General features: G+C 51.1%; 12 protein-coding genes. 4 read left to right on the plus strand and 8 right to left on the minus strand.

Annotated features, from left to right (window positions below):
• Window positions 1-24 precede the first annotated feature (24 nt).
• Window positions 25-2,325, minus strand: a complete 2,301-nt coding sequence (locus tag JCM15831_RS10910) for a TonB-dependent receptor (RefSeq protein ID WP_198024302.1) — start codon at window positions 2,323-2,325, stop codon at window positions 25-27.
• A 385-nt stretch (window positions 2,326-2,710) separates the two neighbouring features.
• On the opposite strand from JCM15831_RS10910, the gene JCM15831_RS10915 reads away from it, so the two are divergent.
• From JCM15831_RS10915 to JCM15831_RS18445, 3 genes are all read left to right on the plus strand, one after another.
• Window positions 2,711-3,646, plus strand: coding sequence for an XdhC family protein (locus JCM15831_RS10915; RefSeq protein ID WP_025824294.1), 936 nt, complete (start codon window positions 2,711-2,713; stop codon window positions 3,644-3,646).
• Complete coding sequence (locus JCM15831_RS10920) at window positions 3,643-4,284, plus strand: nucleotidyltransferase family protein (protein ID WP_025824295.1); 642 nt, start codon at window positions 3,643-3,645, stop codon at window positions 4,282-4,284. Before JCM15831_RS10915 ends, JCM15831_RS10920 begins: the two co-directional genes overlap by 4 nt.
• Window positions 4,285-4,417: 133 nt before the next feature.
• The gene (locus tag JCM15831_RS18445) at window positions 4,418-4,975 is read left to right on the plus strand and encodes an RNA 2'-phosphotransferase (RefSeq protein WP_035774303.1); all 558 of its coding nucleotides are present in this window, start codon (window positions 4,418-4,420) and stop codon (window positions 4,973-4,975) included.
• A gap of 1,155 nt (window positions 4,976-6,130) precedes the next feature.
• Here JCM15831_RS18445 and JCM15831_RS24005 read toward each other — a convergent pair.
• From JCM15831_RS24005 to JCM15831_RS10960, 6 genes are all read right to left on the minus strand, one after another.
• A complete protein-coding gene (locus tag JCM15831_RS24005) occupies window positions 6,131-6,262 on the minus strand; it encodes a transposase (RefSeq protein ID WP_156938835.1) in 132 nt (43 codons plus the stop codon).
• A gap of 111 nt (window positions 6,263-6,373) precedes the next feature.
• A complete protein-coding gene (locus JCM15831_RS10935; RefSeq protein ID WP_025824297.1) occupies window positions 6,374-6,793 on the minus strand; it encodes a hypothetical protein in 420 nt (139 codons plus the stop codon).
• Between the two features lie 1,283 nt (window positions 6,794-8,076).
• The gene (locus JCM15831_RS10945) at window positions 8,077-8,895 is read right to left on the minus strand and encodes a hypothetical protein (RefSeq protein ID WP_156938836.1); all 819 of its coding nucleotides are present in this window, start codon (window positions 8,893-8,895) and stop codon (window positions 8,077-8,079) included.
• Window positions 8,843-9,457: a hemagglutinin repeat-containing protein gene (locus tag JCM15831_RS10950; protein ID WP_025824300.1), complete on the minus strand. Its 615-nt coding sequence runs from the start codon at window positions 9,455-9,457 to the stop codon at window positions 8,843-8,845. The genes JCM15831_RS10945 and JCM15831_RS10950 overlap by 53 nt, the downstream gene beginning before the upstream one ends.
• Window positions 9,454-9,984: a hemagglutinin repeat-containing protein gene (locus JCM15831_RS10955; protein WP_156938837.1), complete on the minus strand. Its 531-nt coding sequence runs from the start codon at window positions 9,982-9,984 to the stop codon at window positions 9,454-9,456. The genes JCM15831_RS10950 and JCM15831_RS10955 overlap by 4 nt, the downstream gene beginning before the upstream one ends.
• 244 nt (window positions 9,985-10,228) lie before the next feature.
• Entirely contained in the window at window positions 10,229-10,705 is a 477-nt protein-coding gene (locus JCM15831_RS10960; protein ID WP_156938838.1) for a hypothetical protein, read from the minus strand.
• Between the two features lie 458 nt (window positions 10,706-11,163).
• Between JCM15831_RS10960 and JCM15831_RS24010 the strand changes: the two genes are divergently transcribed.
• The gene (locus tag JCM15831_RS24010; protein WP_373277640.1) at window positions 11,164-11,349 is read left to right on the plus strand and encodes a transposase; all 186 of its coding nucleotides are present in this window, start codon (window positions 11,164-11,166) and stop codon (window positions 11,347-11,349) included.
• A gap of 527 nt (window positions 11,350-11,876) precedes the next feature.
• On the opposite strand, the gene JCM15831_RS21075 is transcribed toward JCM15831_RS24010, so the two are convergent.
• Window positions 11,877-12,333, minus strand: a 457-nt coding sequence (locus tag JCM15831_RS21075; RefSeq protein ID WP_232228140.1) for a polymorphic toxin type 50 domain-containing protein, incomplete at its 5' end; no start/stop codon positions are given.

Below are 12,333 nucleotides of genomic sequence, written 5' to 3' on the forward strand. Positions count from 1 at the left end.
AATCAGTTCTGAAATCGGGTCCGATCAGAAGTCGTACCCGATCTGGAAACGATAGCTGGCTGGCATGCCGTAGATCTGCTGGAAATCGCTCACACCATCGGTCTGTCCGACCGTGCGATAGTGAACATTGGTGACGTTGAACCCCATCAGCGCCAGATTCCAGTGCTGCTTGCGCGAGAGAAGGTCGAGGCGCACATCCAGCAGACCGTAGCCCGGGATATTATTGATCCAGGCACCGACACCCCGCGTGGCATTCAGCGTGGTGCGGAAGCTGTAATTCATCTGCACCCCGGCGGTATAAGCCCCGTTGAACATCTCATGTTCATAACGGGCCGACGGCGTCAGGCTCCAGCGCGGCGCGTAAGGCAAACGCTGTCCCTGCCACGACACCAGATTACCCGCATAATCGAGCTGATCCTGCGAGGATTTGACGATCTTCGCGTCGTTATAGGCCGCGCCGAGATTGAAGGTCAGCGTCGGCACGGGCTTCCAGACGATATTGCCTTCGAGACCCTGATTCACCGCTGTACCGATATTGGTCAACGTCGAGGTGATCGTCTTGCTGACCGCCGAATACTGCGTTGTGAAATTCTGATAGTTATAGGTGCGGTAATAGAAAGCCGCCCCATCGACAATCAGCTTGCGATCGCGTGTCTGAGCCTTGAATCCGGCCTCGACCGCCCAGACCTGTTCTTCACGATAGGGATCGATCTGCGCAGTGCTGGCGATGGGAAAACCACCGTAGAAACCGCCTGATTTATACCCGCGCGCCACCGAGACATAGACCATGTTCAGCGGATCGAACTGGTAACGCAGAACAGCCTTGCCCGTGACATGATCCTTCAGCTGATACTGACGCGACACGTCGGAAGCGACGTAATAGCCGGGCGATTGCTGGAAAGCGCCATTATACGACTTGTATTCCCACGTGCTGCGTGCGCCGAAGTCGAGCGAGAGCTTGGGAAGGATGTGATAGGTGATCTGCCCATAGCCGCTATAGGATTGCGTTTTCTGGGTATAGCTCAGAATTCCTTCATTCGCTGCTCCTGAGAGACCAGTATAAAGTGTCTGAAGCGCATTATCGAAAAGCTGGAACTGCTTGTTTTCTTCCAGATCCTCATAGGACACATCGAGACCGAGCAACCAGTCCAGACGCTTCGGCTTGCCGGAGCTGAGACGCAGATTTTCCTGAGCCATCCGCATCGGTGTGTGCTCGACCTGGGTCGCGTAGACTGGTCCGGTTGCTGCGTAATTATAGTTCAGGCCGTATTCGAAATAATCCAGCGAGGTAATGGACGTCAGTTCCAGGCCACCCAGATCGCCGACTGCGCTGAATTGCGCGCCGCCAGCCTTGTTATCCAGCTGATTCGTCGGCGAAGAGAGAACCTTTGTGCCGTCCTGCGTCTGACGTGAGGCCGCCTGACTGGCATCGCCAAAAGCCTGAGGCAGGGTCAGACAGTTTCGCTGATCTGCATAACCGGCGATCATGGCCGAGCAGAAACCGCCCATGTTGTTATAGACGCCGAGTGCCGTTGCCAGAGCCAGCTGAGACTTGTCCCGACTGCCATGCAGATCGAAATTCAGCGTCCAGTTATCAAGCTTTGCGGCGACTTCGAGGCGCACGGCATCGCGGTTCTTGCGGCCCCATTTGGCGCCGTTCTGCAGGGATGTCTGCCAGCCGCTCCAACCATGGTCCGATGTCTCGGCAATACGAAAAGCAAGGTTACGCGTGATCGGCGCGCCATAAGCTGCATTGACATGCCCATCGCCCCAACGCCCGTAAGAGACCGCAACCGAGCCGGTTGCCTTGTCAAAATTGGGCTTGTTGGTCAGCACTCGTACGGCGCCGCCAATCGTATTGCGTCCATAAAGCCCGCTTTGCGGGCCCTTGAGCACCTCGACGCGGGAAATATCGAACAGGCTGCCTGTGCCCATGACTGTGCTGGGCTGATAGGCGTCATTCAGGAAGATGGGCGCTGCGGGCGTCGAATTGGGATTGAAGTCGGCGAGACTGACACCGCGAATAACCCAGGTCGGCATGGCGCCACCGTAGAAATCGAGGTTCTGCGCGTTGGTCGTATATTTGATCAGATCGGGCAAGGCCTGAACGCCAAGACGATTGAGCTCCTTGCCCGTAAAAATCTGCACGGTTTCAGGAATCTGCTGCGCCGTCTCTTTGCGCCGCCTCGAGGTGACCATCACCTCTTCGACACCGCCATTGCGGGCGGCTGAGGCCTTGGCCGGCTTCTTGTTCGACGTCCCTGTCGCGACGTCGAGCCGTTTATGGTGGGCATCCGCTTTCTTAACGGTCTCTGCGTGGGCCACCACCGGAAGGAAACAGAGCGAACAAGAAAGCCAAAATCGCAGCGACAACGCCGTGCGACGTTGAAGAGGCTGAGTTGCCCTCGCCATCGCTAGGAGACCGGACGATGCCAGCGCGTTATTTTGACAACCAGACGTGAGAAAACGGCTTCGCTCATGGCGACACATTGACAGCCTCAAAATGTTCGGGTGCGTGCTTGCGGGAGGAAAGTTCAAAGTCGATCCGTATACGAAATATACAGATCATGAGCGGATAATGGGGTCAACATTTTTCTCGAGGAAAGAATGCGGGTTGCATTTATCTGTGTGAAAATCCCCACACCAGGCGGGACAGCGCCCGCAAGCCGGGCTAGTCTCGTTCAGTCAGCCTCTCCCGGATTGGGCATTCATGCAGGATCGTTTCAGAGAATTCGTTGCCGTTGAGGCGAGATGCGCCATGCAAAGCGACCATCCCGACGATGCCATACGCTTTCTCAAAGAAGGCCATGACGCCGGACATGACGGCGTTCTTGCGCTTCTTACTGACATCATCGACGGAGCCTCACGTCCACTAGGCGCACTGATGGCCGTGCGGGATGACGGCTCTTATGTCGGCATGGTTTCGGGTGGCTGCGTCGAGGCCAGCATTGTCGGTGAGGCGTTATCTGCTTTGAGGGAGCGGAAAGACCGCCAATGTCGTTACGGGATCGGCTCACCCTGGTTCGACATCGTCCTGCCCTGTCGCGGCGGCATCGGGCTTCATCTGCATGTCCTTCGCGAAGGCACCGCTCTTGCCCGTTTTCTGGAACTACGGAGCGCGAGGGAGCCCGCTCTGCTGCATTATGACGCCCACAATGAGACCCTTTGCACTGCGTCGGGTCTCATGCCAACAGGTTGGAACAGCGCCATTTTTACCGCTGCCTTCCGCCCAGATCCGCAGATCCTGCTTTACGGCGACGGATTGGAGAGCCACTTTCTTATCCGCCTCGCGGAAGCTGCCGGTCTGAGCGTGCTCAAAGGTGACGTCACTCTGGTGGCACAGCATGCGCAGGATCGCGAGACCGCGATCGTTCTTTTGCATCACGATCTAGATCGTGAGCTTCCTATCCTCAAGGAAAGCCTCAAGACAAAGGCTTTTTTCATTGGTTGTCTGGGTAGTCGGCGAACGCAGGAACGTCGCCTTGATGCGCTTTTCAAAGCCGGACACAGCAAGACATCGCTCGACCGAATTCATGGGCCGATTGGCCTGTTCGGACCATCGCGCGAAGCACGCTCTGTCGCCGTGTCGGTTCTGGCCGAGCTTTTTTCATTGATCGAGGCACGCCGGGCGGATCTGCAGATATGAGCACCAAATCATGCGTTCTTCTCATCCTCGCTGCCGGGCTGAGCCGTCGATACGGGTCAGACGACAAACTCGGAGCGACCGTCGGAAAACAGGTGTTGGCGCACCATATTCTTGAAACCGTCTCAACGCTTTCATGGCGTGACAGACGTGTCGTGTCGCGCGCTGACGGTGCCTGGCACAAGGCCTATGACCAAGCCGGATTTCATCGCGTTATCAACGCAGATCCGGAACGAGGGCTGGGCTCTTCTCTCGCGCTTGGGATTACCGGCCTCGCACCACAGGAACGTGTGCTTGTCTGCCTGGCGGATATGCCCTTTATCGCCGCCGCCCAGTTGATAAGCCTGTGTCAGGCCAGCGAGTCAGAGCCGGATCGGATATTCGCAACCTCGTCTCCGACCTATCGAGGACCGCCTGCCATCTTTCCGGTAAGCTCGCTTCTCGAGCTCCCTCTCACCGGGGACGCAGGCGCCCGCCCCCTTCTTCGCTCAGCTCGCTTCATTCCATGCACAGAGCGGGAAACCAGCGACATCGACGATGCAGCCAGCCTGAACAAAGCCATTCAGTCATGTCGAAATCTGGACTCCGGAGCCAGAGCGTCAGATCATTCACCGCAGACAGGGCCGAAACATCGATCGTAGGCGCCTTGCCTGCATTGAGCGCAACACCTTCACCCAGCGATGCCAGAACCGATGGAGACCAGACCCTCATTCTTGACAGCAGTTCCGACCTGATAATTTATGAGCTTTCTTTTGACTAGAGAGCAAATAGAATATGAAAGATAATGACATATCGCGCCTACTATATTTGGTTCTCCGCCACAAACCCGGGACTATTGGCCTCACGCTCGACAAAGCGGGCTGGGCATATATTAACGAATTGTTGCGACTAGCAAATGAGAAAGAATATAATATCGATTTGATATCATTTAATAGAGTCGTTGAAGAAAACGATAAGAAACGTTTTACAGTCTCTTCGAATGGTCGCTGTATTCGAGCAGCTCAAGGCCACTCTTTATCTGTCGATTTAAATATTCTCTCCGTCAAGCCACCCAAAATACTGTGGCACGGAACATCAAATAAAAACCTCAAAGCTATCTTCGAAGAAGGAATCAAACGGGGACGTCGACAAAATGTGCATTTGTCGACTGATCCGGCTACTGCTTATCGTGTCGGAAAGAGACACGGCAATGCTGTAGTTATAAGCGTGAATAGCGATGCTATGAGCTGCGATGGATATCTCTTTTACAAATCGGAAAACGACGTTTGGCTCACGGATTTCGTTCCCGCCCCTTATCTAAAAGTGCATGAGAAAGATTATTCCATGCAGTGAAACGTGGCAGAAAATATCACCTAACCGATACGGATTAGAGTAAATCCGTTCCTTGTAAAACAGGAAATCTTAATGAATTCAGTTAATTTCGACAGTTACACCTGAGGAAATGACATCCATAACTATATTTGCTTCGATTAGGTAGAGATGGTACTGTCTTTGATCAAATTTCAGGTTGAGATTTTCACATACCTCTCGCGCACCCTTCATAAGATCCCCATCTGTTACCTCATAAACAATGCCAGACGTTGACCTTCCCCGCACATAGACGCTTGTATTTTTAAAAGGCGTATGACCTGGAATTGGAAAAAAGTACTGATATGTACAATGATGAAACATTAATTTGATACACTTTGTGCTATCATAGAATATCTTCAAATACAAATTCCCGTTTACATAGCTATACTCTATGCCGTCGTCTCCATGTGGACCAAGATATGGATTGGCATCAAATATTATCTTCATTTTCACCCTCCCTTTTATCGAAGTATTCAATTATTTTGAAGCATACTTCTTTTGACGCCGACTCTTGGTCGCCATTGTCGATCATACAGGAAATACGTTCCAATTCATTTTCCATTCTACTCAAAAAACGAGCATGAATCCGGTTTTCGTAAGAATATATAATGTCCTCCGTTAACCGCACTTTGGATTGTACAAATAGGAAATCTATATTTCCGTCTATATGCAATCGACATACAGCCAATAAACTAGGAATTTCTCTTTCGAATTCATTCATCGCGGCACCCTCAAAACACTCACTATGAATATCCGGTGACCACCTCTACGTCACCCGATGAAAATTTTTCTCTCTCGACGGCTTAAACCATTTGAGTCGCTGAATCGCTAGCATCGATGACTTCTTCTACTATATTTTGGCTGATACTTCGAGCTTCTCCTACTTTCCCCGCAGGCGCATGGTCGCTATTAGCGAAGATTCCCAATTTCTGCATACTCAAGACCAACTATTCTGATCTTCGGGTACTACTCCCAGTCTTTCCATGATAGTTTAGAGCTCTCCTCTAGACGGGTTCGCTCTTCTTCTTAAGATTTATTCCCCCCTTTATCACCATCCTGCTCGACGCTATGCGGAACGTACTCATCAATATTGCCGGACTCATCAACCACCTATACGGCCTTGCGCGCCCTTGCTGCTCAGCGAGATCCCCGCCACGGACAACCCGTTCTCAGGACAAGCAACATACCATTAAGAAACTGGCGGTTATTTACGCCTGGGCGGGACCAACGCTCGCGTTCGGGTGTCAGAAGCGGACCAATCATTGCCATTCCTGATCCGCCAGATCGCCTCGTGCCATGTTCGCGCCACCGCACCGTCGGCGTTGAAAAAAGCAGTGAATCAGAACTTGGGCTAATCTGACAATACTTTTCCAATTCAGCCTAATTTACGAATATATTAATTTTAGTTATACTATTAGACCTATCATCATAGGAAATAGCATAAGATTTACCGTCTACGTCATATCGATCAAGTGGGGGGAGAGCGCCCAAAACCGGCACCATCTTTGCTTCCCTGATAAAAGATGGATCGCCCAACAGAGAGCGAACTCCCTCGCGGTTCATTGAAAACCTCAGGTTAAAAGGCAGCGTTCCGTTATATGCCGCATACCCCTCCTTATTTTTTGCATAGAATATTATACTGTCTACGATTTTATCGCTATATCGCAAGCTAAATCCCAACTTCATGAACTTTATATATATGTCTCCCCCAATGTTTTCTTCTTCGAAATCGAGGTTTTCGATGTATCTATTCAGGAAATTTTCGTCTTGTCCTAGTATTTCTATAATTACATCGATCATTGATTATAACCTACTTTCCACTTTCAGGCTCTGCAACCAATCTTGTAATTTCTTCATGATAACTGTGCGTATCGGCCTTGATGGATCGACGCCCCAAGATCATTCCCTGGCCGGGTGAGGCCACTGCGGCATATTTGTCATCATGCCTGTCTACCTCGATGATGGTTGACGAAACCAAGTGTAGTGTTATCGAGAGTCTCCTCACAAAAAGAGTGCCTGTGCATCAGGCGAAGAGAACGTGACTTTAAGGGGACGAACCCGTCAGGCTCTTATCAAGTCACATCGCCATCAGGGCTCGGAAATAAATTGTTGCCCGAAAACATTATTACCAAGCCATCAAGTCGGGCGTGCTAAGAGTCAAGATGTCGACCCGACGAAACATACTCCCAGTCACGTTAACTGAAATAAGTTAGCCGCAGCTTGTGGACGGGATAGTCAAAATATGAGCAGATCTACTTGGAAGTAGATTCCGTAAAATATCACTATTCAAAGTAAGCCTTAAAAAAAACTCCCTCTGTGCACCGGTACAATCTTTTAGATGTTTCTGAAAAAATTCTTGACGCCATAACTATAGCAGAATTTATCTCCCATCCATCAAAGTGTATAGTAATATCAATACTTTTTTCTTTCCGCTCCAACGAGAGAAAAAAGACAATCTTCCTCAGTGCTCCATATGAGGAGGTTACTGATTTCTCTGTTTTCAATGAGCCCCTTTCGATCTTCGAAGAAATATTCGTCGTCTCCTACATAAGATTTTATCTTGTATACATTTGGTTTGCTTGTGGGAAAACCTAGATCATCCACAATTTGGAAAAATGTTTCTACCCATTCGCTATCTACTAATGTAACTTCACAATACATCTTCATTTCAATTTCCCTTAAAAATCTTAACATTCCCTCCTAGTATTTAGCGTGCCACTTGCAAGACACTATCGGGCGTACCCTCGGCGAGGTAGGCCCACGCTTGAACACCCCTTTTTTCAGCTTACTCCTTATAAACACGAAGTCCTCTAACAAAGTTATCTAACTTATTCGCCTTTGCGGGGCCTACTACAGTAATTATATCACCATTTTCTGCTATAACATCTATATCAGTCTTTCCATGCTTATTTTTGATAATTTTGCGTGAAACTCTACCCTTCACCCAATTCGCGACGTTCTGCTCACGGCTCGCGCCTACTTCATTCGCTTTTTCTCCCGGACGCTTCGTCTGAACTTATCTCGGCGACTCATTTTCGCCCTTGCGGTTGGCACTCAGCTTAGCCTCTGCAGGCGTTTCACCATTACCTTTCGCGGCCTCTGCCACCATGTTCAGCCTTATGCAAGGCGGCTCTCTCGGCAGCTTTAGTCGCCTCTCTTTTGGCAGCCCACTTTGCAAAAAATGCCAGGAGCTTCAGGCTTGCCATGTTGTATTGCTCAACTGCAGCGGCTTGGCCTGCACCATTCGGCGCATTAATTCCTGCATTGCCTGACGTGTTGCCGCCAGCAACGCCACCTAATGCTCCTGAACCGGACGCGATGATATTCTCGATCGCTGCGATCAAAGGAAGGGCGGTCTTTACGTCTCCATTTGTTTGTTCCAATGCCCACCTAGCTACGCCCCCCCCCCCACCCACACACACAGTCGCTGAGGTTGCTAGTCCGCCTGCTGCTGCCCCTGCGCCAGAGGCAATCAGATTGCTGATGGCATTCGCATAGATCTTTCGAAGTTCAGGATTGCCCGACATCGCGTTTGCCTGATCCAGAACCCAGTTTCGGCTCGCAATCGCTGCGCCGACATTACCGCCTGAGGCACCCGCAACGACCGCATTTCCCGCCGTCTCAAGCGCAATGCGTCCCCAGGCATTGCTCAGATCTTTCCCCCCAAAACCGGCTACGCCCGCTTTATCGAGCCCGTCGGCGATCTCGCCGCCAAATTCACCGACCAACTGGCTGCCAAGCCTCTGCACCTGCGCCTGGTTCTTCAGAGCCTGCGCGTCGAACTTGTTCTCCAGACGGCCATTCGCCTTCGAGACATCGGTCGTGAAATCGCCGCTGCAACTGCCTGCATCAATACTGATATTGCCACTGATTGCAGACTGGCTTTCGCTCCCTCTCATCATGCGAGCCCCCCCCCCCGCCGATCATGCCAGACGCACCCTTGGCCAGACCCGCGCCCATCATGCCCGCACCGCCACTCAGCGACATACCCGTCGAGGTCAGACCCCATTGCGACACGTTCTCCAGCGATCCACTCGTCAGAGATCCCGTCTTCAGATGGTTCAGAGAGGCTTCGGCGGTGCTGCTCAGCACGCCGGCCTTCAGCGTCGTCGCGCCTTCTACATCAACGCCAAGACCGCCATCACCCGCATACAGACCCGACAGCACGTCGCCCGTCGAGACAAAGTGGTCCTTGATCGCCTGATGACCGTAGCTTCCGCCACCGCCCGCCTTGCCCCCCGCACCGAACACGGGGACAGAGATCGATGCACCAAACTGCGACGACGTGCTTTTATAGTCCGAGCGGTTCTGCGAGCTCGTAATCGACAGCGACCCCGCATTCACATCGATGCGCTTGCCCAGCACCTCGGCGCCATCCAGCGTCACAGAACCCGGTGTCACAACCGACACGCCATTCGTCGCAACGAGCTTTGTATCGACCGACGTCGAGCTCGACGTCGTCACATGCGTCTTCGAGCCCCCGATCGACGCCGTGACACTGACACGGCGCCCGTCGTGCGAATGCTCGCATTCGCACCGACAAAGGCGGATTTACTCGAACTATGGCTCTCACTCGAGGTCGTGTCATAACCCGCGCGGAGATCGATATCCTTCTTCGCCGCAAGAACAATTTCCGACGACGCGATCTGCGCCGCCGTGGCACTGATCCTGCCGTTCGACGGGTCACTGGCATCATCCCCCCGGGCGATCAGCGTCGTCGTGCCGCCCGCCGTGAGTTTGGATCCCTCAACTGTCGTTTTGGTCTGCGTCGCGTCCCGTTTATTGGAGTTGAACCCAACGCCCGCCTGTATCCCGATCAGCTCAAGATTGCCGCTGCTGCGATCAGCCGGTGACGTCGAGAGCAGCTTGTCCGAACCCAAAGCCCCGGCCAGCCCCTTGCTCGCCATATAGCCACCTTGCAGCGCATTCAGCGCCGTCAAGGTGCCGCCTCCCTTGCCGGAGGACTGCGTTGCCGCGGTATAGTCCCACACGGCATCCACAGTTCTACGACCAGATATTTCGTGCACCGTTAAAACATTGGCGTCATTGTAGAGAAGAGCTCAACAGGTACCCCAGCTCTAATACTCCGAACCAGCTCTAAGCATCATCAGATATGATTTATTATATAACTTCCGTATATTTCAATAAAATATAGAATTAATTTTTCTATATTTTTATTACTTCGCAACAAATAGGTAATACTAATTATAAATTCACAAACAACAATTATCAAATCTACGGTATATAGTAAGGATATTCATCCTCGACGTAACGGAGCTTCTCGATCCAGAACTTGAGAGCCTCTGAGGAAGCCGATTTCTCATCACACTGTATAGATGGAACATCGAACAAGTGTGCAAGCTTTTTTTCCAAACTAGCGCTCACAGGCCCTTCTATTTCTGCAACGCCATTTGCGTCGAGAAATTCCTTTCCTTTAACAGTGAGAGCGAATTGATACGTCTCCCACAACACTGTGTCTCGGTGATAGTTTAGCGAGCTGTTGGAAAGCTCATGAAACACTGCATTTGCATTTTCGAGGCCCCAGGAGCGAAGCACTCCTATGTGTAGGAGCCTACAAAGCGAAATAAGCGCTGAGTACCTCCAGATTTCATTGAGCATCTCGCCTTCTTTACGGGGCCCACAGATATCTGCAATTTCTTTACTAGTGAAAGCGAGGAAGATGGGACCCTCTTCATGTTCAAGCAAAGCCATTGGTTGCTGATAAAAAGCGTAAAAGAAATACATGTTCAGTACCCTCCAAACTTAAATCTAAGCACTCGTGCTCCATACAAAAAATTTTGGACACCTGTACCCGAAATGTCGACTGTCGCCGTATTCTCTGATGTTCTCCAGCTTGCCGCTCCCGCTGGGCGCACAGTCACGTTCGTGCCATCGGTCAATTTAGATACGGTAGCCGGCTCGCCCTTCACCATGATTGGTTTCACCTCCTGCACTGTTCTGGTCGCCATGATAGAGTCTGCGAATTCCTGCGCAGCAGCATCCGGATCCGCCGACTTAGGGATGTTTCGAATGGTATGTCTGCTTCCTGTCTCACCAGCGAGATTTCCATTTGAATCAAGCCAGAGTGCGCCACAAGCCGGCAGGAGGCGCCAAAAATGGGGATTCCGAAGAAGATGGAGCAGTTGTCTGGCACTTGGCCGTTCGCGCCTATGCTTTGTCAGCAAGACCTGCATAGCGGCCGACGGCCCCGAAAAGTTCAGTCATTCACCCTTACTCCGGGGCAGGCACACGAACTGCCGTCTGCCATGACACTCCTGGACGCGTTGCAGGCGACGCCGCGCCATGTCGTCTGTGACCGAGGATATGCCTCAAACTGGTTTCTTGATGATTTGTAGAGCAGAGGGCCGCGGCCGTTCATGCCCCAAATGGGCCTATCGACACTGTCACCTGGTCGAAGATTTTTTGGTTCGCCTCAGGGAGTGGAGAGCGATTACCACCCGATACAAAAAATCGCTGCTCCCTTCTCCTCAATGATCTGAGTCGCAGCCGCAGCAGATTATATCAAGACCTAACAGGCCCTAGACACTAGGCAGCATCCCCGAAGTATGACGCATATCATATGATAATTTATAAATTTCGGCTGAATATAAGAGTACCCTCTCCTTCAAAATGACCCTTATTTAACACGGTCCATTCTGTATTAATATTCCCGATCCACCTCCATAGGTCGGAATAAATATATGTGACCATAGATTCCATTGATTCAATATCCACTTCTTCTGGAGTGCTTTTAAATTGAAGTGATATCTTCATATTATTTGATTCAATATGTAGGTATGCAGACATTAAATTTGGAGTTTCCTCCATAAGCACTGCTTTCTTTGCAGAGGACTCCATTGCATCGCTATTATAATTCATTTTTTTACCATTGGCTTGGGTTTGCCGGCACGATGTGACTTCCATTTTTTCCGGTATGGACTGTCCCGAACTGGCTTTCAGGACCTGAAGCACCGCCAAATCTACCTATTTTTTTTCCAAAATCTACGACGTATTTTCCATTACCTTCTCTTATTATTTTATATTTCCCCGATATCACCCCTTGTAAAAGTTCTTCAGGGTCTTCGGTTATGACACTTCTTCCTCGCGTCTCATCATAATTCCGATGTCCCTCAAGATGCTTTCCTTGGGCGCCTTCATGAAGTTTGGGATTGGGTTTTTGCTTCGATTCTTCTCCACTCGGCTCTTCACCATTCGGAGGTAGGGAATCAGCACCGACAGTCTCCGCCGAGGCGGCTTGCTGCGTTGATTGCTCTTGGCCGTTACCTCCCCCGCCTGTTTGATCGGACGAGGTATGCTGCTCTCCGGTGGTTGCATCAATG

This window comes from Asaia astilbis JCM 15831, assembly GCF_000613845.1.
GTDB lineage: Bacteria > Pseudomonadota > Alphaproteobacteria > Acetobacterales > Acetobacteraceae > Asaia > Asaia astilbis.

What these genes read in the sequence shown, in the direction of transcription:
- JCM15831_RS10915 (WP_025824294.1), top strand. Translation starts at nt 2,711, where the DNA reads ATGCAGGATCGTTTCAGAGAATTCGTTGCCGTTGAGGCGAGATGCGCC.
- JCM15831_RS10920 (WP_025824295.1), top strand. Translation starts at nt 3,643, where the DNA reads ATGAGCACCAAATCATGCGTTCTTCTCATCCTCGCTGCCGGGCTGAGC.
- JCM15831_RS18445 (WP_035774303.1), top strand. Translation starts at nt 4,418, where the DNA reads ATGAAAGATAATGACATATCGCGCCTACTATATTTGGTTCTCCGCCAC.
- JCM15831_RS24005 (WP_156938835.1), bottom strand. Translation starts at nt 6,262, where the DNA reads ATGGCAATGATTGGTCCGCTTCTGACACCCGAACGCGAGCGTTGGTCC.
- JCM15831_RS10935 (WP_025824297.1), bottom strand. Translation starts at nt 6,793, where the DNA reads ATGATCGATGTAATTATAGAAATACTAGGACAAGACGAAAATTTCCTG.
- JCM15831_RS10945 (WP_156938836.1), bottom strand. Translation starts at nt 8,895, where the DNA reads ATGATGAGAGGGAGCGAAAGCCAGTCTGCAATCAGTGGCAATATCAGT.
- JCM15831_RS10960 (WP_156938838.1), bottom strand. Translation starts at nt 10,705, where the DNA reads ATGGCTTTGCTTGAACATGAAGAGGGTCCCATCTTCCTCGCTTTCACT.
- JCM15831_RS24010 (WP_373277640.1), top strand. Translation starts at nt 11,164, where the DNA reads ATGCTTTGTCAGCAAGACCTGCATAGCGGCCGACGGCCCCGAAAAGTT.